This is a genomic window from Pseudomonas sp. GW458-11-26-14-LB4, from assembly GCF_059423925.1.
The window spans coordinates 1-24,868 of the sequence record NZ_JBWKYU010000027.1; the positions used below are offsets into that span (position 1 = coordinate 1).

Annotated in this window: 24 protein-coding genes; 10 read left to right on the forward strand and 14 right to left on the reverse strand. The window is 59.5% G+C overall.

Annotated elements, in window-relative coordinates; genetic code table 11:
* Positions 1 to 460 precede the first annotated feature (460 nt).
* Positions 461 to 904: a hypothetical protein gene (locus tag AC07XZ_RS26560; protein WP_102688303.1), complete on the forward strand. Its 444-nt coding sequence runs from the start codon at positions 461 to 463 to the stop codon at positions 902 to 904.
* 706 nt (positions 905 to 1,610) lie between these two features.
* The gene (locus tag AC07XZ_RS26565) at positions 1,611 to 1,919 is read left to right on the forward strand and encodes a hypothetical protein (protein ID WP_102719560.1); all 309 of its coding nucleotides are present in this window, start codon (positions 1,611 to 1,613) and stop codon (positions 1,917 to 1,919) included.
* 102 nt (positions 1,920 to 2,021) lie between these two features.
* Here the strand turns inward: AC07XZ_RS26565 and AC07XZ_RS26570 are convergent, their stop codons facing one another.
* On the reverse strand, positions 2,022 to 3,065 hold the full coding sequence (locus AC07XZ_RS26570; RefSeq protein WP_102688306.1) for an LLM class flavin-dependent oxidoreductase: 1,044 nt from the start codon (positions 3,063 to 3,065) through the stop codon (positions 2,022 to 2,024).
* A 68-nt stretch (positions 3,066 to 3,133) separates the two neighbouring features.
* Positions 3,134 to 3,619 carry a flavin reductase family protein gene (locus tag AC07XZ_RS26575; RefSeq protein ID WP_007950450.1) on the reverse strand — a complete coding sequence of 162 codons (486 nt, stop codon included), beginning with the start codon at positions 3,617 to 3,619 and terminating at the stop codon, positions 3,134 to 3,136.
* A gap of 324 nt (positions 3,620 to 3,943) precedes the next feature.
* Here AC07XZ_RS26575 and AC07XZ_RS26580 point away from each other — a divergent pair, with 324 nt between their 5' ends.
* Both AC07XZ_RS26580 and AC07XZ_RS26585 read left to right on the forward strand, forming a co-directional pair.
* On the forward strand, positions 3,944 to 5,350 hold the full coding sequence (locus AC07XZ_RS26580) for a purine-cytosine permease family protein (RefSeq protein ID WP_102688307.1): 1,407 nt from the start codon (positions 3,944 to 3,946) through the stop codon (positions 5,348 to 5,350).
* A 252-nt stretch (positions 5,351 to 5,602) separates the two neighbouring features.
* On the forward strand, positions 5,603 to 6,703 hold the full coding sequence (locus tag AC07XZ_RS26585; protein WP_102688308.1) for a polyamine ABC transporter substrate-binding protein: 1,101 nt from the start codon (positions 5,603 to 5,605) through the stop codon (positions 6,701 to 6,703).
* A 41-nt stretch (positions 6,704 to 6,744) separates the two neighbouring features.
* Here the strand turns inward: AC07XZ_RS26585 and AC07XZ_RS26590 are convergent, their stop codons facing one another.
* Positions 6,745 to 7,722, reverse strand: coding sequence for a TerC family protein (locus AC07XZ_RS26590; RefSeq protein WP_085746219.1), 978 nt, complete (start codon positions 7,720 to 7,722; stop codon positions 6,745 to 6,747).
* A 192-nt stretch (positions 7,723 to 7,914) separates the two neighbouring features.
* On the opposite strand from AC07XZ_RS26590, the gene AC07XZ_RS26595 reads away from it, so the two are divergent.
* Positions 7,915 to 8,865, forward strand: coding sequence for a Dyp-type peroxidase (locus tag AC07XZ_RS26595; protein WP_219733706.1), 951 nt, complete (start codon positions 7,915 to 7,917; stop codon positions 8,863 to 8,865).
* Positions 8,866 to 8,902: 37 nt separating this feature from the next.
* Here the strand turns inward: AC07XZ_RS26595 and AC07XZ_RS26600 are convergent, their stop codons facing one another.
* Both AC07XZ_RS26600 and AC07XZ_RS26605 read right to left on the reverse strand, forming a co-directional pair.
* The gene (locus AC07XZ_RS26600) at positions 8,903 to 10,615 is read right to left on the reverse strand and encodes an amidase (protein ID WP_102688309.1); all 1,713 of its coding nucleotides are present in this window, start codon (positions 10,613 to 10,615) and stop codon (positions 8,903 to 8,905) included.
* 138 nt (positions 10,616 to 10,753) lie between these two features.
* On the reverse strand, positions 10,754 to 11,542 hold the full coding sequence (locus tag AC07XZ_RS26605; RefSeq protein WP_102688310.1) for an AraC family transcriptional regulator: 789 nt from the start codon (positions 11,540 to 11,542) through the stop codon (positions 10,754 to 10,756).
* An 84-nt stretch (positions 11,543 to 11,626) separates the two neighbouring features.
* Between AC07XZ_RS26605 and AC07XZ_RS26610 the strand changes: the two genes are divergently transcribed.
* Positions 11,627 to 12,625 carry a bile acid:sodium symporter family protein gene (locus tag AC07XZ_RS26610; RefSeq protein ID WP_085603035.1) on the forward strand — a complete coding sequence of 333 codons (999 nt, stop codon included), beginning with the start codon at positions 11,627 to 11,629 and terminating at the stop codon, positions 12,623 to 12,625.
* 3 nt (positions 12,626 to 12,628) lie between these two features.
* Here AC07XZ_RS26610 and AC07XZ_RS26615 read toward each other — a convergent pair whose 3' ends face one another.
* On the reverse strand, positions 12,629 to 13,549 hold the full coding sequence (locus tag AC07XZ_RS26615; protein ID WP_102688311.1) for a LysR family transcriptional regulator: 921 nt from the start codon (positions 13,547 to 13,549) through the stop codon (positions 12,629 to 12,631).
* A 130-nt stretch (positions 13,550 to 13,679) separates the two neighbouring features.
* Here AC07XZ_RS26615 and AC07XZ_RS26620 point away from each other — a divergent pair, with 130 nt between their 5' ends.
* Positions 13,680 to 13,955: a DUF2798 domain-containing protein gene (locus AC07XZ_RS26620; RefSeq protein ID WP_102688312.1), complete on the forward strand. Its 276-nt coding sequence runs from the start codon at positions 13,680 to 13,682 to the stop codon at positions 13,953 to 13,955.
* Positions 13,956 to 13,967: 12 nt separating this feature from the next.
* On the opposite strand, the gene AC07XZ_RS26625 is transcribed toward AC07XZ_RS26620, so the two are convergent.
* Complete coding sequence (locus AC07XZ_RS26625; protein WP_102688313.1) at positions 13,968 to 14,573, reverse strand: LuxR C-terminal-related transcriptional regulator; 606 nt, start codon at positions 14,571 to 14,573, stop codon at positions 13,968 to 13,970.
* Positions 14,574 to 14,686: 113 nt separating this feature from the next.
* Between AC07XZ_RS26625 and AC07XZ_RS26630 the strand changes: the two genes are divergently transcribed.
* Positions 14,687 to 16,324: an ATP-binding response regulator gene (locus AC07XZ_RS26630; protein WP_085746224.1), complete on the forward strand. Its 1,638-nt coding sequence runs from the start codon at positions 14,687 to 14,689 to the stop codon at positions 16,322 to 16,324.
* On the opposite strand, the gene yecR is transcribed toward AC07XZ_RS26630, so the two are convergent.
* The 6 genes from yecR to AC07XZ_RS26660 form a co-directional block, all read right to left on the reverse strand.
* On the reverse strand, positions 16,296 to 16,604 hold the full coding sequence (gene yecR, locus AC07XZ_RS26635; RefSeq protein ID WP_007950440.1) for a YecR family lipoprotein: 309 nt from the start codon (positions 16,602 to 16,604) through the stop codon (positions 16,296 to 16,298). The genes AC07XZ_RS26630 and yecR overlap by 29 nt on opposite strands.
* Positions 16,605 to 16,664: 60 nt before the next feature.
* Positions 16,665 to 16,979, reverse strand: a complete 315-nt coding sequence (locus tag AC07XZ_RS26640) for a hypothetical protein (protein ID WP_102688314.1) — start codon at positions 16,977 to 16,979, stop codon at positions 16,665 to 16,667.
* A gap of 464 nt (positions 16,980 to 17,443) precedes the next feature.
* Positions 17,444 to 17,698, reverse strand: a complete 255-nt coding sequence (locus AC07XZ_RS26645; RefSeq protein ID WP_158247735.1) for a hypothetical protein — start codon at positions 17,696 to 17,698, stop codon at positions 17,444 to 17,446.
* A gap of 696 nt (positions 17,699 to 18,394) precedes the next feature.
* On the reverse strand, positions 18,395 to 19,573 hold the full coding sequence (locus AC07XZ_RS26650; protein ID WP_085746225.1) for a cystathionine gamma-synthase: 1,179 nt from the start codon (positions 19,571 to 19,573) through the stop codon (positions 18,395 to 18,397).
* Positions 19,570 to 20,946 (reverse strand): pyridoxal-phosphate dependent enzyme, encoded by a 1,377-nt coding sequence (locus tag AC07XZ_RS26655; protein ID WP_039766899.1) that lies wholly within the window; start codon positions 20,944 to 20,946, stop codon positions 19,570 to 19,572. The genes AC07XZ_RS26650 and AC07XZ_RS26655 overlap by 4 nt, the downstream gene beginning before the upstream one ends.
* 259 nt (positions 20,947 to 21,205) lie before the next feature.
* A complete protein-coding gene (locus tag AC07XZ_RS26660; protein ID WP_085746226.1) occupies positions 21,206 to 22,141 on the reverse strand; it encodes a Ppx/GppA family phosphatase in 936 nt (311 codons plus the stop codon).
* A 295-nt stretch (positions 22,142 to 22,436) separates the two neighbouring features.
* Here AC07XZ_RS26660 and AC07XZ_RS26665 point away from each other — a divergent pair, with 295 nt between their 5' ends.
* Both AC07XZ_RS26665 and map read left to right on the forward strand, forming a co-directional pair.
* Entirely contained in the window at positions 22,437 to 22,697 is a 261-nt protein-coding gene (locus AC07XZ_RS26665; RefSeq protein ID WP_102688315.1) for a ParD-like family protein, read from the forward strand.
* The gene (map, locus tag AC07XZ_RS26670; protein ID WP_102688316.1) at positions 22,694 to 23,485 is read left to right on the forward strand and encodes a type I methionyl aminopeptidase; all 792 of its coding nucleotides are present in this window, start codon (positions 22,694 to 22,696) and stop codon (positions 23,483 to 23,485) included. The genes AC07XZ_RS26665 and map overlap by 4 nt, the downstream gene beginning before the upstream one ends.
* A gap of 212 nt (positions 23,486 to 23,697) precedes the next feature.
* On the opposite strand, the gene AC07XZ_RS26675 is transcribed toward map, so the two are convergent.
* Positions 23,698 to 24,852, reverse strand: a complete 1,155-nt coding sequence (locus tag AC07XZ_RS26675) for an ABC transporter ATP-binding protein (protein ID WP_102688317.1) — start codon at positions 24,850 to 24,852, stop codon at positions 23,698 to 23,700.
* Positions 24,853 to 24,868 lie beyond the last annotated feature (16 nt).

Here is a 24,868-nt window from a genome sequence, read left to right on the forward strand (position 1 = left end):
AGTTGGAGAGCAAACCCTGCAGTTGAAAACTGCAGGGCGCGGTGGCTTTTAACCTTGACTTGAGACCGGCTAATGGGTGTCCCCTTTTGTTTTGTCCCCTTTTGTTTTTGTCGATAATTGATCATCCAGATGTGCATCGTTGGAGAATTTATGATGCTCTGGAGTTTTTTATGACTTTCGATTCGGAGTTTGTCGTGTCTTTATTGAAAGTAAAAATATGTCTATTGATGATTTTAGCCCTCTGAGTCAAAGCTAATGGCGGTCTAGGTCAATAAAGGGCAGAAAAGAGGGCAGAAAGTTGTCAGAACTATTTAATCAAATAAATCTGACCGCTTTTCGCTATGTATACGATCCGCGCCTGTCTTCAAATCCGATTCCAAAATGTGATTGGGAACAGCACATCAAGGGGATGAATCCTGAGGGTGTTAAGATTTCAGATAATTTAAAAGGTCTTTGAGTTATGAAGATTGAAAATGATGAAGGTCGCCTTTTGAATGTTATTGCTGATATCGGTGATTTGGAGTGGCGTAAGTATCGGCAGCGTTATCCGGATGTGATGGTGGGTAGTAAGATGCAGAGGGAGGACCATTCTGCTTTTCTTCCATTCATTGCTTTCAGATTCAGAGATATCAGAGAGAGTGATATTGAAAAGTTGCGGAGTACGGTGGAGGACTACAAGGGAAAGATATCGTGGTCGCTTGTTGGTAATGCACGCGAAGGTTTGCCTGGAACTAACTGGATGATAGCCCCCACCAGGCTCTGGGAAGTAAGTGATTTTGCTTCAAAATCAAATCTGACTGCTGCCGTCTATTTGTCGATTCATGAGCCTGCACTGGGTCCGGCCGCGTACGAGGATTTGGTCGGTCTCACTGAATATGTTCGTTCGGCGTTTGAGTTGTCTTAATAAAAACAAAAGAGGAAGAAATCAAAAGAGTGCTGATTTATTTGATTTAATAAACCTGTCCTCTTTTTATGTTAATACGTGGCGCCACTAAAGCAGTATGTTTTCTCGATAATTGATCATCCAGAGGTGCATCGTTGGAAAGTTTATGATGCTTTGGAATTCTTTATGGCTTCCGATTCGGGTTTTGTCGTGTCTTTATTGAAAAGTAAAAACATGTCAATTGATGATTTTAGACCCCTGAGCCAAAGCTGATGGCGGTCTAGCTTGGGAGGGAGTATTCTATTTAATAAATATGCTACTCTTGTTCTGAAAACATTTTGTTTCATGCTTTTAGCATTTGATGGGAATGCATATGTCACCCTCGGAAACTGCAAAATTTTTAATGGAAATTTTGGAGGGAAAACTGCCAAGCACGGTATTAAATAGGGTGCTAGAGGCTGATCCCGGTATGGATAAGTATGAATTAGCTAATGTTTTCCTGACGAGATTTGATCGCTTGGACAGTAAGGTTCTGCCTGCGATATGGCATTGGAAAAGCGTCAGATCAATTAGAGGAATGTCTGACAAACAATTTGATGTGACCGTGCTTGCTCTGATGAGGTCCGCGGGTTATAGGGTTTGAAAGGAAAGATGAAAAGAGGCGGTTCTTTTCTTCATCATTATTGGGAACGAGACCCCAGGCACGATCCTGCTAATGGAGCGGTTGATGTGTAAACCCCCAAATTCCGTATTTGCAGCGCTTTTCAAATATCGCCACGGTGTAGGTGTTGCCTTGTTGGCGGCGGCACTCATAAATGGTTATTTTCAGTTCAATGGCAGTTGGGGACGTTTTTTCACTGTGCTCGCGGTTCAGCTGTGGTTTGCGCAGGGGGTCTATTGCTACTTCTGCGGTGCGAGCATTTCCATTGCCCCGGGTGGGTTGGGAAGAGATGCAGATCCCGAGTGGCGTGCTGCGTTGGCAGCCTTTGCCTTCTTTCTATACGCCGTATTTTTCTTTCTGGATTACCAGTATTAGCGACTGATCCGGCAGAGTCATCGTTGTCTCCATCCCTGAGCTGAACCGCATACGAAAACGCCCCGAACATCTCGGGGCGTTTTTGTATGCCGGGCGGCAGGTCTATCTGAACGCCGGCACCACATGCTTGATAAACAACTCCAGCGACTTCTTCTTCTCCGCATGCGGCAAACTGTTGTCGCACCAGAAACTGAACTCATCCACTCCAAGTTCCTGGTAGTACTTGATCCGCGGAATTATCTCTTCCGGCGTGCCGATCATGGCGGTCTTGTGCAGGCTCTCCAGTTCAAACTCCGGCCGCCCGGCAAACTTCTCTTCCGGACTTGGTGCCAGGAAGCCGTTCACCGGCACTTCCTTGTTGCCGAACCACGCATCGAACGTGCGATAGAAACGTGAGATGGCTTTCGCGCCAACCTTCCAGCCTTCCGGGTCATCCACTGAATGCACGTGGGTATGACGCAGCACCATCAATTGCGGACGCGGTACATCCGGATTGTTGTCCAGCGCAGTCTGGAACTTGTTCTTCAGGTCTAGGACTTCTTCGTCGCCCTTCATCAACGGCGTGACCATGACGTTGCAGCCGTTGGCCACGGCGAAGTTGTGCGAGTCCGGGTCGCGGGCGGCGATCCACATCGGCGGGTTTGGCTTCTGGATCGGTTTCGGCACGCTGGTGGAGGTGGGGAATTTCCAGATCTCGCCGTTGTGGGCGTAGTCGCCTTGCCACAGCGCGCGCACCACCGGGACCATTTCCCGCAGCGCTTGACCACCGCTTGAGGCGGGCATGCCGCCGGCCATGCGATCGAATTCCACCTGATAGGCGCCACGCGCCAGGCCCACTTCCATCCGGCCATTGCTGATCACGTCGAGCAAGGCGCATTCACCGGCGACCCGCAGCGGGTGCCAGAACGGCGCGATGATGGTGCCGGCGCCCAGGTGAATGGTGGTGGTCTTGGCCGCGAGGTAGGCCAGCAGCGGCATCGGGCTCGGCGAGATGGTGTATTCCATCGCGTGGTGTTCGCCGATCCACACGGTGCTGAAACCGCCGGCCTCGGCCATCAACGTCAGTTCGGTCAGGTCTTCGAACAGTTGACGGTGGCTGACGCTTTCGTCCCAGCGCTCCATGTGTACGAACAGGGAAAATTTCATGACACTACCTCGAATCTCTTGGGAGTCGGCCGGTCGCTTGCCGGCCTGTTTAAGTGCAATCGTGCGGGTCAGGCGAAGGCGGGCAGGGCGCCCATCTTGCCGTGGCAATACACCAGCGGGCCGGCGTCTTGCTGAGGGACGATGAGGTTTTTCACCGCGCCGACCATGATCGCGTGGTCGCCGCCTTCGTATTCGCGCCACAGCTCACATTCGATGATAGCTGTCGCGTTGGCCAGGATCGGGTTGCCCAGTTCGCTCAGCGTCCATTCGATGCCCTGCGCCTTGTCCTTGCCTTTGCGGGCGAACGCGTAGGCTTCGCTTTGCTGACCGCCGGACAGGACGTGAATGGCAAAGCGTTTGTTCTTGATCAGGACAGGGTAGGAATCGGAACTGTAGTTGGGGCAGAACAGCACCAGGGCCGGGTCCATCGACAGCGAGCTGAAGGCGCTGGCGGTCAGACCGACGATCTGGCCGTCGTCATCCAGCGTGGTGATGACGGTAACGCCGGACGGGAACGAGCCCATGACTTGTTTGTAGACGGCAGCATCGATCATTGGTCAATCCTCGAGTGCGGTGAAGCGTGTTTTTATGTGTTTATGGGTCTGATGGTATACCGTAATACATCGATTGCAAGCGCTTTTTTGGTGAAACGATAAACGTGGTTCATCCGTCGGAAACTCAGCATTTACGGGGCTTTGCTGTAGCCGTGAACGCTGGGTATCAGGGAGGATGCCGGATCAGATGCCGTCGCAAACAGCGGATCAGTCTTGTGAAAATGTTGGAATACCATAATATGGTCTGCATCTGAGGGGCGGCCACGAAGCACCCCGGTTTGGCTTCATACAACGATAAGAACAGACCCAATCGAGTTCATTTATATGTCCCAGATGTCCCGGCAAGATCCGTTGATCGAGAATCACACGGTCGACTACGTCCCACTCGCGGAACGCCACGGGAAGGCCCGCGACCTGTTCACCCTTTGGTTCAGCACCAACATTGCGCCACTGCCCATCGTCACCGGCGCCATGGTGGTCCAGGTGTTTCATCTCGACCTGTTCTGGGGGCTGCTGGCGATTGCGCTGGGGCACATGATCGGCGGGGTGGTGATCGCCCTGGCGTCGGCGCAAGGCCCGCGCATGGGCATTCCGCAAATGGTCCAGAGCCGTGGCCAGTTCGGGCGTTACGGTGCGCTGTTGATCGTGTTCTTCGCGGCGATCATCTATATCGGCTTCTTCATTTCCAACATCGTGCTGGCCGGCAAATCCATCGTCGGTATTGCGCCGTCGGTGCCGGCGCCGTTGAGCATTCTGATCGGCGCCCTCAGCGCCACGGCCATTGGCGTGATTGGCTACAACTTCATCCACACGCTCAACCGCATCGGCACTTGGGTGATGGGCAGTGCGCTGCTGGCCGGGTTCATCTACATCTTTGCCCATGAGTTGCCGGCGGACTTCTTTACCCGTGGCAGCTTCAATCTCTCGGGATGGCTGGCGACGGTATCGCTGGGGATCATCTGGCAGATCAGCTTTTCGCCGTACGTCTCGGACTATTCCCGTTACCTGCCAGCGGACATCGGGATAGGCAGACCATTTATCGCGACTTATCTGGGCGCCACGCTGGGCACGATTCTGTCGTTCACCTTCGGCACGGTGGCGGTGTTGGCGACCCCGGAAGGCACCGAGGCGATGGCGGCGGTCAAGCAGTCCACCGGTTGGCTGGGGCCAATTCTGATGGTGCTGTTCCTGCTCAACATCATCAGCCATAACGCGCTGAATCTGTATGGCGCGGTACTGTCGATCATCACCTCGATCCAGACCTTCGCCAGCCAGTGGACGCCGAGCATCAAGGTGCGGGTGATCCTGTCGAGCGTGGTGCTGGCGGGATGCTGCGTTGTAGCGCTGGGCGCGTCGGCGGATTTCATTTCCGAATTCATCGGATTAATTCTGGCGTTGCTGCTGGTGCTGGTGCCGTGGGCGTCGATCAACCTGATCGACTTCTACCTGATCAAGCGCGGCAGCTATGACATCGCCTCGATCTTCCGCGCTGATGGCGGCATTTATGGGCGCTTCAACCTGCACGCGATCATTGCCTACTTCATCGGCATCATCGTGCAGCTGCCATTCGCCAACACGTCGCTGTACGTCGGGCCGTACGCCAATCTGGTGGACGGTGCTGACCTGTCGTGGCTGGTCGGCCTGATCGTGACATGCCCGCTGTATTACTGCCTGGCGACCCGTGGACAGACCCAGCAGAGCAGGGCGGCGCGGTTGGGTTTTACCGACTGATCCTTCGCAGGCTGCTCAAACAATGCCCGGCACTTCGTCGGGCATTGTTGTTTCCGCATCCCGGCGGTCATGCAAATTGGCCGTTTCGATCCCCTTTTGGCCAACGGGCTACTGTGCCGCGTCTACGCTGTCAGCAAGAATCGAAGCCACAACAAAATGCTGCACCTTCCTTGCCCTTGGCTGATTTGCAAGCCGCTGCCGTGTACAGAACATAAAAACCATCGACTCACGCTGCATTCGGGGAAACACAACATGGTCACGATGAAACGCATTCTGGGCGCTACTGTTTGCGGGCTGACGCTGCTGGTCAGCGCCGTACAGGCCGAACAGCGCGAACTGCGGGTGTACAACTGGGCGGATTACATCCTGCCGTCGGTGCCCAAGGATTTCGCCGCCAAAAGCAACATCAAAGTGACCTGGGACACCTTCGACACCAACGAATCCCTCGAAGCCAAACTGCTGACCGGCAACTCCGGCTATGACCTGGTGGTGCCGTCGAACCAGTTCCTCGATACCCAGATCAAGGCCGGCGTGTTCCAGAAACTCGACAAGTCCAAGTTGCCGAACTGGAGTCACCAGGACCCGGCGCTGCTCAAGCTGCTCGACGCCAACGACCCCGGCAACCAGTACGGCGTGCCCTACATGGTCGGCACGGTGCTGATCGGTTTCAACCCGGCCAAGGTCAAGGCGGCGCTCGGCGAGAATGCGCCAGTAGACAGTTGGGATCTGGTGTTTAAACCGGAGAACATGGAGAAGCTGAAATCATGTGGCGTGGCGATGCTCGATTCGCCATCGGAAATCCTGCCGCTGGCCCTGCATTACCTGGGCCTGGACCCGAACAGCCAGAACCCGGCCGACTATGAGAAAGCTAAGGACCTGATGCTCAAGGTTCGCCCTTACGTCACCTACTTCAACTCGGCCAAGTACATGACCGACATCGCCAACGGCGACATCTGCGTGGCCATCGGTTACTCCGGCAGCTTCTACCAGTTCGGCAACCGCGCCAAAGAGGCGGGCAACGGCGTGGTGGTCGACTGGCGCCTGCCGAAGGAAGGCGCGCCGATCTGGTTCGACACCTTCGCCATTCCGAAGAGCGCGAAGAACGTCGAAGAGGCCCACGAGTTCCTCAACACCCTGCTCGATCCGAAGGTCATCGCTTCGATCAGCGACTTCCTCGGCTACCCGAATGCCAACAAGGATTCGCTGCCGCTGATCAACAAGGAAATCACCGGCAATCCGAACCTGACACCGACCAGCGAAGCGCTGAAGAAACTTTACGTGGTGCAGCCGTTGCCGCAGAAACTGGAGCGGGTGCGGACCCGGGTGTGGACCAGTATCAAGTCGGATAAATAAGCTCAAAGCCGAGGGAGCGAATCCGTTCGCTCCCTCGGCCGTTATTTCGCCTGACTTTCTTCAGGCGACTTGTCCTTCGTCAGGATCAGACTCAGCACCACCGACGCCAGAATTAGCCCGCCAACAATCGCCAGCGACCACTCCACCGGCATGTGAAACCACGGCATCACCGTCATTTTCCCGCCGATGAACACCAGCACCAGCGCCAGCCCATACTTGAGCAGATGAAAACGGTCGGCCATGTCCGCCAGCAAAAAGTACAGTGCCCGCAGCCCCATGATTGCGAAGATGTTCGAGGTGAAAATGATGAAAGGATCGGTGGTCACCGCGAAAATCGCCGGGATGCTGTCGACCGCGAACATCAGGTCGCTGGCCTCGATCAGCACCAATACCAGAAACATCGGCGTGGCCCAGCGCACACCGTTCTGCAGCACGAAAAAACGCTCGCCGTGAAAGCCGTTGGTGATCCGCAGATGCCCGCGCACCCAGCGCAGGAGCGGGTTGTTATCGAGGTCCGGTTGCTGCTCGGCGAACACCAGCATCTTGATCCCGGTGATGATCAGGAACACGCCGAACACATACAGCAGCCAGGTGAACTGCGATACCAGCCATACGCCGGCAAAGATCATCGCTGCGCGCATCACGATCGCCCCGAGCACGCCGTACAGCAGCACCCGGCGCTGCAACTCCGGCGGCACGGCGAAGTAGCTGAAGATCATCACGAAGACGAACATGTTGTCGATCGAAAGCGACTGCTCGATCAGGTAACCGGTGAGGAATTCCAGGGTCTTGACCTTGGCGATTTCGGGCCCGAATTCGCCGTTGAGATACCACCAGAGCAACCCGGCGAAGGCCATCGCCAGCATGCACCAGGCGATCACCCAGGATGAGGCTTCCCGTACCGAAACCCGATGCGCCTTGCGCCCACCGAAGACGAACAGGTCGACGGCCAGCATGGCGAGGACAAAAACGATGAAGGCGACCCACATCCAGGGTTCGCCGATGTTGATGGGGTGCATGCCGTTCTCCCTGTCTTTATGTTTTTCGGGGTAGACGGGGCCATGCTAGTAGGAGCCTTCCGGCAAAGAAAAATCGTTTATTTCGTGGGTATTGTTCGTGAATAACGAAGTGTCGGTCGACACGGGCAGAGCGCGGGTAATACTTCATTCAGCACTTCTTTGCTAACCTCGCTGTCGAGTCAGTCCACCACTTTGGGAGCTACGATCATCGACACGCCAGATCCTCAAGCCGTCTGCAGCCCGATCACCAGCGCTGCCATATTCATCGTGGCGACCCTAAACGCCGAGGCCGAAGCCGCCGAAAAAGTCCGCGGCTGGTGCGCCGATATCGCAGGGCTGACGCGCTCGGTTGGCAAGCGCGTTCCTTCGGGCAACCTATCCTGCGTCTGTGGTTTTTCGTCCAGCGCCTGGGATCGCCTGTTCGGCAGTCCGCGCCCGGCGTCCTTGCATGACTTTCGCGAGTTCGGTGTGGAAGGGCGCCGCGCTGTTTCCACTCCTGGCGATCTGTTGCTGCACATTCGTGCCGATCAGATGGATCTGTGTTTCGAGCTGGCGACGCAGTTGCTGTCGGCGCTGGATGGCGCCGTGACGGTGACCGACGAGGTGCAGGGTTTCCGCTATTTCGACATGCGCAGCATCATCGGTTTTGTCGACGGCACGGAAAATCCGGTCGGCCGAAAGGCCGAGCATTTCACCCTCGTGGGCGATGAAGATCAGGTGTTTAGTGGTGGCAGTTACGTGCTGGTGCAGAAGTATCTGCACAACATGAAGGCATGGAATGAGTTGCCGGTCGAAGCTCAGGAACGGGTGATCGGGCGCACCAAACTGTCCGATATCGAACTGGATGATTCGGTCAAACCGAGCAATTCCCACAGCGCGCTGACGACCATCACCAAGGACGGCGAAGAGGTGAAAATCCTGCGCGACAATATGCCGTTCGGCCGGCCCGGTGCGGGGGAGTTCGGCACTTATTTCATTGGCTACGCGCGTTCGCCGGAGCCGCTGGAACAGATGCTGGAGAACATGTTTGTCGGCAAGCCGCCGGGCAACTACGACCGGTTGCTGGACTTCAGCACGGCGGTCACCGGCAGTCTGTTTTTCGTGCCTTCGGCGGATTTGCTGGAAGAGTTGGCAGAGCGATAAAAAAACGGCGGGATCAATCGATCCCGCCGTTTTGCATTTACTTGCCTGCCGCCAGCGCTGGCGTGCGTGGTGGCACCAGACGCCTGGAACCGGTCGCCTCAAACGCCGCTGCCAGACGCAGCAACGTCGAGTCGTCATAGGCGCGACCGGCAAACGTCAATCCCACCGGCATGCCGATGTCGGCCATCACGCCCATCGGCACGGTGACGGTCGGCACGCCGAGGTGGCGGATTGCGAGGTTGCCGTTGGCGACCCAGATGCCGTTGCTCCAGGCGATGTCCGCCGAAGCCGGGTTGACGTCAGCGTCGGCCGGACCCACGTCGGCGTTGGTTGGGAACAGCACAGCGTCGAGGCCGAGTTTATCCATCCAGTCTTCGAGGTCGAGCTTGCGGGTCTTCTCCAGACCGCGCAGGCCGTCCGGCAACGTCGGGATCTGATCCCACGGCGTGATGCCGCGTTCGGCCATGCGCACGTATTCGTCCATGCCGGCAGCGAGGTCGCCTTCACGGTTGGGCAGGGTGCCCGGGTCGTGCGGGAAGATTTTCGGCCCGTCGACGTCTGCCAGACGGTTGAGTTTCGGGTCGCCGTTGGCGCGCAGGAAATCATCGAAGGCCCAGGCCGACAGGTCCCACAGTTCGTGGTGCATGAACTCTTTGGAGACGATGCCGCGATTGAACACGGTCGGCGCACCCGGACGATCGCCTTCGCAGTTGGAGACCAGCGGGAAATCCACTTCAATCACTTCGGCGCCGGCGGCTTCGAGGGCCTGACGCGCCTGTTTCCACAAATCGATCACCGAAGCGCGGGTGTTGATGCGTTGCCCGGTCGGGCCGCCGATGCCCGGCTCGTCGCTGGTGCCGGCCTCCGGGTCGGCGTTGATGTACATGCGCGGCACGCCCAGGCGTTTGCCGGCCAGTGCATCACTTTTCACGGCGAGTTCAAGGTAGGAAGCAGGGCGCACCGAGGCGACGCTCGGGATCGGCACCCAGGGTTGCAGGCGCCACAGGTCGCCACGGGTGTCGGTGTCTTCGGCGACGACTACGTCGAGCACTTCCAGCAGGTCGGCCATGGTGCGGGCGTACGGCACCACCACGTCCATGGTCGGCGTCAGCGGCCAGTTGCCGCGTACCGAAATTACCCCGCGCGACGGGGTGTAGGCGCACAGGCCGTTGTTCGAGGCAGGGCCGCGACCGCTCGACCAGGTTTCTTCCGCCAGACCAAATGCCGAGAAGCTTGCAGCGGTGGCAGTGCCGGCACCGTTCGACGAGCCGGAAGCAAACGGCGCGGTCAGGTAGTCAGCGTTGTACGGGCTTTCGGCGCGGCCATAGACGCCACGCTGCATCCCGCCATTGGCCATCGGCGGCATGTTGGTCTTGCCCAGGCAGATCGCACCGCCCGCCCGCAGGCGCTCGATGGTGAACGCGTCGCGCTGGGCAACGAGATCGGCGAAGGCCGGGCTGCCGGACGCGGCGGTTAGGCCTTTGACCAGATAGCTGTCCTTGGCGGTGTAAGGGATGCCGTCCAGCGGGCCGAGGGTTTCGCCCTTGGCGCGACGGGCATCGGAAGCTTGCGCTTCTTTCAGTGCTTCAGGGTTGCGCACGATCACTGCGTTCAGGGCAGTGGCGGTGTCCGGGCCGTCAAAGGCGTCGATGCGCGCCAGGTAGGCCTGGACCAGTTCAACCGCGGTGGTCTGGCCGGATTCGAGCGCCGCGCGCAATTGGGCAATGGAAACTTCAGTGACTTCGATCATGCTGTTACCGCCGACAGGTTCGCTAAAGGGTGGTTGATCATTGTTATCGTCGAAAGATGTCAAAGATTCTTGATGGGCGAAACTCTACCCTGAAATTTGCTCAATGGCATGCATAAAGTCGATAAATATCGGTTAATTTCATCGGAAAAACTCTCCCGGTGTTTCACCGAACTGTTGGCGAAACGCCGCGATAAACGCCGAGGTCGAGTCATAACCACAGGCCAAAGCCACGTCGGTGACGCGTTCGCCGCGTTCCAGCGGTGTCAGCGCACCCAACAGACGCAGGCGCTGGCGCCAGGTGCGGAAGGTCAAACCGGTGTCGCGCAGGAACAGCCGAGTCAGCGTTTTCTCGGTTACGCCGAATTTTTCGCTCCAGTGCGCCAGGGTGGTCTGCTGTTCCGGATGTTGCTCCAGGCTCTGATAGATCTGGCGCAAGCGACTGTCCTGCGGCAGTGGCAGCATCAGATCGATGGGCGGCGCCTCGGCCAGTTGATCGAGGATCACCTGAGCCAGGCGCCCGTGCGGGCCGCTCTGGTCATATTCGACAGGTATCTGACTGAAGGCCCGGATCAGCTCACGCAAAAGATCACTGACGCCGAGCACATGACACCGCTCCGGTGCCCAACTGGCGACGCTGCAATCGATGTACAGGCTGCGCATTTCCGTGTGCGGCGAACTGAATACCCGATGCGGCATGCCCGCCGGAATCCACACCGCACGCTCCGGCGGCGCAACGAAACGACCGACGGCGGTCTGCACTTCGAGCACGCCCTGGATCGCGTAGGACAACTGCACCCACGGATGACTGTGACGGCGGGTCAGCGCGCGATTGGGCAGAGATTCGGTACGTCCGTACAGCGGACGCGGCAGGCTGGGCAGCCCGGGAATGCTGCGTCTGACGCTCTTGTCGTGTCCTTTTGGCGGCATCTGTGGGTTCTTCGGCGTTAGTCGGTAATTTCCAGTCACGTTAGAGTCGCTGCCACGTACTGGCAACCCCCGGATGAACAAACCATGACGCGCCCACGATTTTTGCCCGACAACTTCACCCTGACCCTGATCGGCGTGGTGCTGCTGGCCAGCTTCCTGCCCGCCAGCGGCCAGGTCGCGACCGGTTTCGGCTGGCTGACCAACATCGCCATCGCGCTGCTGTTTTTCCTGCACGGCGCCAAGCTGTCTCGCGAATCGATCATCGCTGGCGCCGGCCACTGGCGCCTGCATTTGCTGGTGTTCGGCCTGACTTTTGTCCTGTTCCCGCTACTGGGGCTGGCGCTCAAACCGCTGTTGTCGCCGCTGATCGGTGATCAGCTGTACATGGGCATGCTGTACCTGTGTGCGCTGCCGGCCACGGTGCAATCGGCGATTGCCTTCACGTCGCTGGCACGGGGCAATATTCCGGCGGCGATCTGCAGCGCGGCGGCGTCCAGCCTGTTCGGGATTTTCCTCACGCCGCTGCTGGTGACGCTGCTGCTGAACGTCCACGGCGACGGCGGCTCGACCCTCGACGCAATCGTGAAAATCAGTGTGCAACTGCTGCTGCCGTTCATTGCCGGTCAGATCGCCCGTCGCTGGATCGGCGCCTGGGTCGGTCGCAACAAGAACTGGCTGAAGTTCGTCGATCAGGGCTCGATTCTGCTGGTGGTCTACGGTGCGTTCAGCGAAGCGGTGAACGAGGGCATCTGGCACCAGATTCCGGTGATCGAACTGCTGGGGCTGGTCGTGGCGTGCTGCGTCCTGCTGGCGCTTGTGCTGCTGGCGTCCACAGTGCTGGGCAAACTGTTCGGTTTCAATCTGGAAGACCGCATCACCATTCTGTTCTGCGGCTCGAAAAAGAGCCTGGCCACCGGTGTGCCGATGGCGCAGGTGTTGTTCGCCGGCAGCACGATTGGCGTGCTGATTCTGCCGCTGATGCTGTTCCATCAGATTCAACTGATGGTCTGCGCAGTGCTGGCGCAGCGCTATGCGAAACGCCAGGAATCGGTGCCTGAACTGATGGCGCAGGTTGATCCTTGATCCTCATCGAGCGGGCCAGCGGGTATGCAGGAACTCCTGCAAAAATTCGGTGAAGGCCTTGACCTTGGAAGTCATGGCGGCGCGCTCCTGCACACAGGCATAGATCTCGAGCGGCGCGGCGCTGGCAAAGGTCGAGCCGCCCGGTTCGAATAAAGAGACCAGTTGACCACTCTCCAGATAGGGCGCGGCAACGAATTCCGCCAGTCGGGTGATCCCGGCACCATGAGCAGCCATTTGCGCCAGGGCGTCGATATCGTCGCTGATGGCGGTCGCATTGATCCCAGCCTCAAAGCGCTGACCCTGCTCAATGAACCACCAGCGCAGTAACCGTCCGTCCAGCGGATAGCGAAACGCCAGGCAGGCGTGTTGCTGAAGATCCGCCGGAGTCGACGGGCGACCGGCCTTTTGCAGATAGTCAGGGCTGGCGCAAATCACGAACGGTACCGTCGCAACCTTGCGCGCGATGATGCCGTCTTCCAGTTGCGGCTCAATGCGCAGACTCAAGTCGATACCTTCGTGGAGGTGATTGATTTTGCGGTCGGACGTCGAGAGCTCAAGCGTCAACTGCGGGTAGCGTTCGGCGAAACCGGCAATGACCGGGGCCAATACATGGCGCCCGAACCCGGCGGTGGAGGCGATACTCAAGTGTCCCTGGAGTTGCGTCTGCGCGTGGCTGATGGCGCTCTGCGCGGACTCCAGATCGAGCGCGATACGTTTTACTTTCTCGAAATACACCGAACCGCTCTCCGTCAACGCCATGCTGCGGGTGGTGCGTTGCAGCAGGCGTGTGTCGAGGTGATTCTCAAGACGACCAAGGGTCTGACTGACGGCGGCGGCACTCACCCCGAGGGTTTTGGCGGCCCCGACAATCGATCCCGCCTCAACGACTTTGATAAAACAATCGATTGCACCCAAGAGGTTCATGCGTGGATCCCGGCGAGGACGAATTAATAAGATTTTGTTTATAAAGTGCTCACGGCGATCAGTCTAGTTACGGCTTGGCAGACTTGTTAGGGTGCTCGGCGCCTATCCACTTCGGTCAACAAGGACTGACATGAATCAGAGACTATCCCCAAGAACCAAGGCGTTCAGCCCGCGCAAGCTGTCTGCCCGTTCCATGCCGTACGTATTTGCGTTGTACATGGCGACAATCATGGCGTTTCTGATGTCGCTGGTGATCACCGCCTCCAATTTCGGAATTGATGCCGATTACCTTAGCAATGCGCTGCACGCCTACAAACTGGCGATGCCTGTGGCATTTCTGTGCATTCTCGTGGTCCGGCCGATTGTGGTGAAACTGGTCGCACTGACCGTCCACCCGCACGCCTGATTTGGAGGCATGCTACAAAGCCCCGGAGTATTTCACCGCCGCCGCTGCCCGCGACGGCACGTTGAGCACCCGCAGCAACGACGACACATGAATCCGCACCGTGAACGGCGAAATATCCAGTTCACGGGCGATTTCCTTGTTGGTCTTGCCTTGGGCGATCAGCCGCAGCACCTCTTGCTGACGCGGGGTGAGGGCGGTGCCGGTGTCCAGCGGCAGCAGGCCGGACGGGGCGAATTTCACCAGTACCTCACCTTCACGAATCGCCCGGATCGCCTGACCCATCTCATCGGGTGCGATGTTCTTGCCGATAAAACCATCGATGCCGGCGGCCATGACGTCGCCGATCAGCGCTTCGTCATCGACCATCGACACCACGATCAGGGTGGTTCGCGGCAAACGCCGGCGCAGTTCCGCGAGCTGGCTGACACACGTCAGGCCGGGAAAACGCAGGTCGAGGATCAAGGTGTCGGGCTCATCACCGGCCGGCAGCAGGGCGAGCACGGCGTCGAGGTCGCCGGCCTCTTCGATCAGGGCTTCGGGCAGCAGACGCTGGACGGTGCGCAGCAACGCTTCGCGAAACAACGGGTGATCGTCGGCTATGATGATTCGGCACGCCATGGCGCAACCCTCCCTGGGTCTGCATTGCTCATGGCATGCACCTTAGCATCGGGCGAAGGCATTGCCTGTTGATTCGTGCGTTTATGACGACTGCTGCACAAGGACGTTTCCCCATGAAGTTCGAAAAGAACACCGAGCTTGACCAGGCCAATCTGCGCATCATCATCGCCAGCATCGCGCTGGTTTACATGGCCGTGCTCGGTTTCCTGCCGGGCCAGCGCTTCGATACCTATCTGCCGGTGGTCACTTACATTTCCCTGTTTTTGCTGGCCTCCGTCGTGCTGCGCCAGGCCATCGTGCGCTGGCCGGGACATTATCCGGCGCGGCGGATTTTCGGCATGCTTCACGATTACACCGGCACCAGTTTCGGGCTGGTGGTCGGCGGCGAGGCGGCGTTGCCCATTTATGCCGTCATGGTCTGGGTCAATCTCGGTAACGGCATGCGCTACGGCTCGCGCTACCTGGCGATCGCCACGGTGTTGGCATTGCTGGCGCTGCTGGCGGTCTATCGGTTGACGCCGTACTGGCAGGCGCAACCGTTCATGGTGTTGATGCTGATGATCACCAGCACGGTGATTCCGGTGTATGCGCACTTGCTGCTGGAACGCACGCGCAAGGCATCGGAAGAAGCGGTTGCCGCCAACCTTGAGAAGTCGCGTTTTCTGGCCCAGGCCAGCCATGACCTGCGTCAGCCGATCCACTCCATCGGGTTGTTTACCGCGTGCCTGCGCGAGTCGCGGCTGGGCGAAGAGGAACGGCGGCTGGTGGACAGCATCGACCGCTCGCTGCTCAACGTGTCGCAGTTGTTTCGTTCGATTCTCGATCTCTACACCCTCGACAACGGGCGGATTCTGCCCCGGTTGCAGACGCTTGAGCTGGGTGAATGGCTGGCGGATCTGATCCGCCAGAACGCCGAAGCAGCACGCTGGGCGGGTGTCGAACTGCGCTTGCGGCCTTGCGAACACTGGGTGCGCACCGATCCGGCGTTGCTCGCGACGATGGTGCAGAACGTGCTCTCCAACTGCTTCAAATACGGTGCGCACCGGCCGGTGCTGATCGGTGTGCGCAAGCGCGGCGCAGGGTTGGCCATCGCGATCTATGACCGCGGTAACGGCATCGCCGAAGAGCATTTGCCCAAGGTGTTCGAGGAGTTTTATCGGGTTCGCCAGTTGCGCGACAAGGACGTCGAAGGCGTGGGTCTGGGGCTGTCGATTGTCCGGCGTCTGGGGCAGTTGATCGGTGTTGATGTCGCGATCCGCTCACGGCTGGGGCATGGCACGGCGGTGACCTTGCATGGACTGCCGCTGGCGCCGCCGCAGGTGCCGGTCAATCGTGAAGAGGTTCGGCAAATCGGTTTGCTGACGGGGTTGAAGGTGTGTCTGGTGGAAGATGATCGCAACGTTCTGCTGGCGACTTCGGCGTTGCTCGAGCGCTGGGGCTGCGTTGTGCAGGCTGAGCTGAGCGGGCAGGGCCTGGTCACGGACTGCGACATCATCGTTGCCGACTATGACCTCGGCTCCCACAGCACCGGTATCGAGTGCATCGACGAGGTTCGCCGTCAGCGCGGTTATGCGGTCCCGGCCATGATCATCACCGGGCATGACATCGAAAAAATCCAGGCGGCCCTGCATGACCGACAGATCGCCATTCTGTCCAAGCCGGTACGCCCGGCCGAGCTGCGCGCGACCCTGCGTGCGCTGCGCGACCGGCAGACCGAAGCGGTCAGCGCTTACACAGATAGTCCTGCGTGATGGTGGTTTGCAGGCAGTTGTACTGACCCATGGTGCGGCAGATGTTTTTCTCCGAGCCCGATACTTCGGCGCTCTTGTAGCCCCAGACCTTGCAACGGCCTTCAGCCGTGGCCAACCCTTGAGCGGCGGAAGTTTGCCCGCTCTCGAACTGGCCCAGTTCATAGGAGACCTGGACAACGCCGTCGGTCTTGCTGCCGCCGGTGGCTTCCCATTGCTTGGGGGTGGCGCAGCCGGTGAGAACGACGGCCGCGAGGCTGAGGGTGGCGATGAGTGTTTTCATGATCGAGCGCAATCCTTTACCGGATGAGAAGAGGCATTTGAACGGTTTTTCTGCACCGGATTATTGGTACGGAATCGGCGACGCGCCTTTGGGCAGGCAAGACAGCGGAGGCGTCATGATGCCCATGCTGGCCACCGCGATGATCGCGCCGCTGGGCAACTCGCAGTTGTATTCGCCGGCGGCGGTGTAGGCGGTGTAATAGGTCAGCGTGCTGTCGTTGCGGACGTTGCCGATCTTGGTGACGGGTTGGCCAATGACCGTCTGCGCACGTTCTTTCATGCTGTCTTCGGTAGGTTTTACGGTCTGGCAACCGCTGGCGCCGAGAAGCAGGGCACCGAGAATCGTGATTTTGGCGAGGCTGAGGTGCAGTTTCATGGTGTTTCTTCCTTGGTGTTGTTGTTTTTCCAGGCACAACGATCCCGCGCACTGCACAGCGGCAATGTTGGGGAGCGTCGGGGGTTGCGAGGGAATATAACGCCAGGGATCGGGGTGGTCGATTAGCACAAATGTGCTAGTGCGGCGCAGCCAGCGGTGGGCTGGCTGCGCCGATAGCGGTTATTGAGGGCTGTTGAACTGGTCCGAATAGCTGCCGCTCATGAGGGCGGAAGCGACCTGGTCCGAACCGACGCCAGCGCGCGAGTAGGCGAGCCGGTTGGCACCAACCTTGTCTGCGCCATCGGCGGCGAGGGCGCCGGCGCCGACGTGGTCGGAGCCGTCAGAAGCTACTGCGCCGGCGCCGACATGGTCGGAACCGTCAGAGGCGACCGCTCCAGCGCCAACATGATCGGAACCGTCGGAGGCAACGGCCCCAGCACCAACGTGATCGGAACCGTCAGAAGCTACAGCTCCAGCGCCAACGTGATCCGCGCCATCAGAGGCGACAGCGCCAGCACCGACATGATCGGAACCGTCAGAAGCAACGGCCCCTGCGCCGACATGGTCTGAGCCGTCAGAGGCAACTGCTCCGGCGCCGACGTGATCCGCGCCATCAGAGGCGACAGCGCCTGCGCCGACATGATCGGAGCCGTCTGAAGCAACGGCGCCAGCACCGACATGATCTGCGCCATCAGATGCGACTGCACCAGCGCCAACATGATCGGCGCCGTCAGAAGCTACAGCCCCCGCACCCACATGATCCGCCCCATCCGACGCCAATGCCTGCGCCTGCGCTGCCCAGACATTGGGCATTGCCACCGTTGCCGCAACTGCCAGGACGAGGCCCGGCCAAAGCGTGTGCTTCATGATTTTCTCCACGCCCCATCAGCCACACAGCAACCGAGCGTTACCCGTCATTCGTTCATTGACGGAAGGCTCGTCGGCCCGGGGTCAACCAGATTGGTGAGTGGCACGGGGGCACCGGAAGGTGCACGGGTGTCGACGGTTTACAGGAAATCTGGACAGCGAACTGAAAAGTATAGTTCGCCCTCGGCGGAAGGCAGGCTGAAGGGTCGTGAAGGCGATAGTCGGTTCGCTTCCTTGAAGGCCTGCGCTAGAAAACAATCAGTCTAAAAACCGCGTAGCGCAATGTAGCGTGTTTGCTAGGCTCAAGGATGTAGGCGAAGACGCAGACTGATGCGCAAGCGGATAGCGAGGAAGCGTTGGGCGCGTTCCGAAGGGTACACGGTTAGAAAGAACCCCGCGCTGGGTTCCAGCCCTTATGCCGTGTGAAGCAGCAGAGCACATTGCCTGTACTGTGGGAGTCCTGAGAAACCTCGTAAGCCAGAGACCAGCACTGGCCGCCTACTCAAACACCAAAGCCCGCCTTGTGCGGGCTTTGACGTTTTCGGGCGTTAGATACTGGCCAGCGCCTGCGCCAGATCCGCACGCAGGTCTTCGATGTCCTCGACGCCCACCGACAGACGCACCAGGCTGTCACCGATGCCAAGCTTGGCACGGGTTTCGGCCGGAATGGTCGCGTGAGTCATGATCGCCGGGTGCTCGATCAGGCTTTCCACACCGCCAAGGCTTTCGGCCAGGGCGAAGATCTGCACGTTCTCCAGGAAGCGCCGAGCGCCTGCCAGATCACTGTTCAGATCCAGGGAAATCATCCCGCCGAAACCACGCATCTGACGCTTGGCCAGTTCGTGCTGCGGGTGCGATTCCAGACCCGGGTAGTAGACGCGTTTGACCTGCGGCTGCTGCTCCAGCCAGCGCGCCAGCTCCAGCGCGTTGCTGCAATGACGCTCCATACGCAACGCCAAAGTCTTCACGCCGCGCAGGGTGAGGAACGCGTCGAACGGGCCGGAGATGGCGCCGACGGCGTTCTGCAGGAAGCCCAGACGCTCGGCCAGCGCAGGATTGTCACCGACCACCGCGATCCCGCCGATCACGTCGGAGTGACCGTTCAGGTATTTGGTGGTCGAGTGCAGCACGATGTCGAAACCCAGTTCCAGCGGCCGCTGGATCCACGGGCTGGCGAAGGTGTTGTCGGCCACGCAGATGATTCCGCGGGCCTTGCAGATGCGCGCGATGGCGGTGAGGTCGGATAGGCTCAGCAACGGGTTGGTCGGCGTTTCCACCATGACCATACGTGTGTCGTCCTGCAACGATGCTTCGAACGCCGACAGGTCGGCCAGATCGACGTAGCTGAACCGATGCCCGGCACTGCGCTGGCGTACCTTGTCGAACAGGCGGAAAGTGCCGCCATAAAGGTCATTGCCGGAGACGATGTGTGACCCGGCGTCGATCAGCTCGAGCACGGTGGAAATGGTTGCCAGCCCGGACGCGAAGGCGAACGCCTGGGTGCCGCCCTCCAGATCCGCCACGCAACGCTCCAGGGCAAAACGCGTCGGGTTGTGCGAGCGGCCGTAGTCGAAACCCTTGTGCACGCCAGGGCTGTCTTGCAGGTACGTGGAGTTGGCGTAGATCGGCGGCATCAGTGCGCCGGTGGTCGGGTCCGGCGTTTGCCCGGCGTGGATCACGCGGGTGGCGAAGCCCTGTTGACGGGCGTTCTTGTCGTGCTGGCTCATGCCAGGGATCTCCGTAATTGATTGAGCATGTCGACGCGGGTGATCAGGCCGTGGAAGCCTGACGCGTCGGCGATGATGGCCACCAGGCCGCTGCTGAGCACGGCTTCCAGTTCAGCCAGCGTGGCGCCGGGGGCGAGGGTTTGCAACTTGTCGGTCATCGCGCTGGCGACGGGTTTGCTGAAGAGCGAGGCGTCTTCGTGTACCCGCACCAGAATGTCCGACTCGTCGATCACGCCGACCAGTTGCTTGCCATCCACCAGCACCGGCAGTTGCGAAACATCTGCCAGGCGCATGCGCTGGAAGGCGGTCATCAGCGTATCGTCCGGTCCGACGCTGACGACTTTGCCGTCTTCGAAACGTCGGGCAATCAGGTCGCGCAGGTCGCCGTAGCGTTTGCGCTGCAGCAGGCCCTGATCGGTCATCCACTGGTCGTTGTAGACCTTCGACAGGTAACGGGTGCCGGTGTCGCAGACGAAGCTGACCACGCGTTTCGGCTCGGTCTGTTCGCGGCAATAACGCAGCGCGGCGGCCAGCAGGGTGCCGGTGGACGAGCCACCCAGAATGCCTTCGGCTTTCAGCAACTGACGGGCGTGATCGAAGCTCTCTTCGTCGCTGATCGAGTAGGCGCTGCGCACGCTCGACAGGTCGGTGATCGACGGAATGAAGTCTTCGCCGATGCCTTCCACCGCCCAGGATCCGGCGGTGCCCAAGTGCTTGCTGCGGCTGTATTCAGCCATCACCGAACCGACCGGGTCGGCCAGGACCATTTCAAGGTCCGGTTGCACGCGTTTGAAGAAACGGGTCAGGCCGGTCAGCGTGCCGGCCGAGCCGACGCCGACCACGATCGCGTCCAGGTCATGCTCGGTCTGGGCCCAGATTTCCGGCCCGGTGCTGCACTCGTGGGCCAGCGGGTTGGCCGGGTTGTTGAACTGGTCGGCGAAGAACGCGCCGGGAATGTCCTTGGCCAGACGCGCGGCGACATCCTGGTAGTACTCGGGATGACCCTTGCCGACATCGGAGCGGGTGATGTGCACTTCGGCGCCCATGGCCTTGAGGTGCAGGACTTTTTCGGTGGACATTTTGTCCGGCACCACCAGCACGACGCGGTAGCCCTTGGCGCGGCCGACCAGGGCCAGGCCCAGACCGGTGTTGCCGGCGGTGGCCTCGACGATCGTACCGCCCGGTTGCAGTCGACCATCGCGTTCAGCGGCGTCGATCATGGCCAGACCGATGCGGTCCTTGATCGAACCGCCGGGGTTCTGTGATTCGAGTTTGAGAAACAGGGTGCAGGGACCGGTATCGAAGCGGGTGACTTGTACCAGCGGCGTATTGCCGATCAGCCCAAGTACGGCAGGGCGTGAATCCTTTGACATCTCTTCACCTCTTTGTGGTGTTGATCGCGTTCCATTCGCGGGGAAAAAGCTCGCGTGCAACATAGGCTCTGACCTGAGCTGTCGCAACCTTTAAACGGCCGGAAATAAAGCCATTTCGATCTAACGATAGAACGAAATCGGAGAGGGGAAGGAAGTGATTTGCAGAGGTTTATACGCAGGCGTCATCGAGTATTGAAAGGGCGCCTTCGGCGTCACGAAGCGCTTGATCCGGCAGTGAAAATCCTGCAGCGAAAACCGCTCAGTGGTTGCTCATCAGACCGTGCAGCACACCCAGCCGCAAGCCGGGTTCGGACGGCACCATTTGCGAGATCCCGAACACTTTGAACGCTGCCAGCATGACCACCAGGCCGCCGGGCAAAATGCTCTGGCGGTGGGGTTGCAGGCCGGCCAGTTTCAGCTGTTGAACATTGCTGACTTCCAGCAGGCGCAACGACAACCGCAACAGGCCGCCGTAGGTGATGCCGCTCTCGCCATGATCGTTCAGGCGATTGGCCTTGAGCACTTTGGCGAGCATCCGTGCGGTGCCCGAAGAGCCGATCGTCTGCTGCCAGCCCTGGGCGCGATAGCGACGGGCGACTTTTTCGAATTGCAGGATGGCCACCCGTTCGGCTTCTTGCAGCGCACCGGGGGAAATCTCACCGCTGCGAAAGTAACGGGTGCTCAAGGTGCCGCTGCCGAGGGCGATGCTTTCGGTCAGCAGCGGTTGCGCGCCCTGGCCGAGAATCAGTTCGGTGGAGCCGCCGCCAATGTCGACCACCAGACGCATGTCATCGGCGACCGGCAGAGTGTGGGCCACACCGGCGTACACCAGACGCGCTTCTTCATGGCCGGAAATCACATCGATGCGAAACCCCAGATGCCGTTCCGCGCTGGCCAGAAACAGCTGCGCATTGTCCGCCTCGCGCACCGCGCTGGTGGCCACCGCACGCACACGACCGGGCTCGAAACCGCGTAGCTTCTTGCCGAACCGCGCCAGCGCCTGCCAGCCGCGATCCAGCGCCATTTCATCCAGTGCCCGACCGTCGAAGCCTTCGGCCAGTCGCACCGGTTCGCGCAAGGTCTTGACCTCCTGAATCATGAAGCCCTTTCTGCTGCGCACCGACTGGCCGATCATCATGCGAAAGGCATTGGAACCGAGGTCGATGGCGGCAAACAGCGAGGTGTCTTCTTTCATGGGGATCCTTGCAAATCATCCGTCGGGAGGCGCGGGACGGTTTGCGAGGATTCTGCCGTGGGTTCGATGACAACCTGATGACGCGGGCGGGGCGGTTCAGTGAATTCATCGCTGTCATGACACTGTCATTATCGGCTGTCCATACTTTGCCCCAATACATCGCGTGCTTTTCATGATTCGGCTGCCTTCCGGGCAGCTTTTTTTTGCCCGGAATTTACCGGGCGTGCAAAATTTGCAATCCCGGACGATGCACGATTAATATACGATCCATATACACTTCGTATCGGATATTGCCATGGGCATCGTAAAGATTTCAGAGGACATGCACGAGAATCTGCGCATCTCCAGCAACGCACTCAGCCGCTCGATCAACGCGCAGGCCGAACACTGGATGCGCATCGGCATGCTCGCCGAGCTGTATCCCGACCTTGATCACCACGCCATTTGCCGGTTGCTGATTCGCGCCGAGCAGTCGGGCGGTCTGGATCTGCAGCAAGTCTGCGCACTGGCGGATGCTGCGCAGAACACCTCGGGCAAAGAGGCGATCAAGGCATGAGAAACCCGATCAAGATCAACACCCAGGCCGAAATCGCCCAGTCCCGCGAGGCCGGCAGACTGGCCGCCGAGGTGCTGGCGATGCTGGTGCCGCACGTCAAGGCTGGCGTCACCACCGATCAGCTCGATCAGTTGTGCAACGACTACATCGTCAATGTGCAGAAGGCGATTCCGGCCAACGTCGGTTATCACGGCTTCCCGAAAACTGTTTGCGCGTCGGTCAACGAAGTGGTCTGCCACGGCATTCCTTCGAAGCGTGTGCTGGAGGACGGCGATATCGTCAATCTCGACATCGCGGTGATCAAGGACGGCTGGTTCGGCGACACCAGCCGCATGTACGTGGTCGGCGAGCCGACGCCCGAGGCGCGGCACCTGATCAAGACCACTTACGACGCGATGTGCGCGGGCATCCGCGTCGTACGGCCGGGCGCTACGCTGGGCGATATTGGCCATGCGATTCAAAGTCTGGCGGAAAAAGAAGGGTTTAGCGTGGTGCGCGAGTACTGCGGGCACGGGATCGGCAAGGTTTATCACGATGAACCGCAGGTGCTGCATTACGGTTATCCGGAGCAGGGCTTGAAGCTGAAGGCGGGGATGATTTTCACCATTGAGCCGATGCTCAATGCTGGCAAGCGGCATGTGAAAAGTCTGGCGGATGGCTGGACGGTGGTGACCAAGGATCAGTCGTTGTCGGCGCAGTGGGAGCACATGATTGCGGTGACGGAAGACGGATTCGAAGTGTTGACCGCGTGGCCTGACGAAATTGAAGGTTTTGCGGCTATCAAGTGAGACCGAGTCGTCTGCTGGCCCTCACCCCAGCCCTCTCCCGGAGGGAGAGGGAGCCTACCGAGTTGTCTGGCGCACTACATCGACCTGAAAGACCGTGTTGATTGTGGATTCAAAGCAGCTCCTTCAGGTCGGCATATCTCTTCAATATCCCCCAATCGGCTCCCTCTCCCTCCGGGAGAGGGCTGGGGTGAGGGCGGGCAGGCGACTCGGTGTTAATGAGCCCCCGCCGCTTTGTTCAAATCGCTCTCAGCCCACTCGGTATAGACGCAAGCATCCGCCGTCGCCCACCGCACCCGAACCGGATCCCCAGCCTTCAGCGGCATCCCCGCCGCCGACAACGCCTTCACTGTCATCGAAGTCCCACCCGACGTGACCACACTGCAAGTCTGACTCTCACCCAGAAACAACACCTCGACCACCTTCGCCGAAACCTCATTCCAGCCCCCCGCCAATGGCTCACTCGCCGCCTGCTGCACACTCAACGCCAACGCCTTCTCCGGACGCACCATCAACAAAACATCCTGCCCGGTCTGCAATCCAGCGGTGAGACGGATCGACAGCGACTGCCCCTCAAAACTCGCCGCCGCATTGCCCTGCGCCTTGAGCTTGAGAAAGTTCGAGTTACCGAGAAACGACGCCACAAACGCATTCGGCGGATTCTGATAAAGGTCATACCCGCTGCCGAGCCCGACAATCTTGCCGTGACTGAAAATCGCGATGCGCTGGGACAGGCGCATGGCTTCTTCCTGGTCGTGGGTCACGTAGACGATGGTGATGCCGAGGCGGCGGTGCAGCTGGCGCAATTCATCCTGCAAGTCTTCACGCAGTTTCTTGTCCAGCGCGCCGAGCGGTTCGTCCATCAGCAGAATGCGCGGTTCGTAAACCAGCGCCCGGGCGATGGCGACTCGTTGCTGCTGGCCGCCAGACAGTTGCGAAGGGCGGCGATGGGCAAATTGTTCGAGCTGCACCAGTTTCAGCATCGCATCGACGCGTTTGTCACGCTCGGCTGCAGCGAGTTTGCGGATCGCCAGCGGGAACGCGATGTTGTCGCGTACCGACAGATGCGGGAACAGCGAATAACGCTGGAACACCATGCCGATGTCGCGCTTGTGCGGCGGCACGTTCACCAGCGACTGGCCGTTGACCAGGATCTCGCCGCTGCTCGGGGTTTCGAAGCCGGCGAGCATCGACAACGTGGTGCTTTTGCCCGAGCCGCTGGAGCCGAGAAAGGTGAGGAATTCGCCGTCCTTGATGTCCAGCGAGATGTTGTCCACGGCGGCGAAATCGCCGTAGTGCTTGTTCAGGTTGCGCAGGCTGACCAGGGGTTTGTCGCTCTGCTGGGATGCGTCTTTGATCACGGCACTCATGTCGTACTCCTGGCGC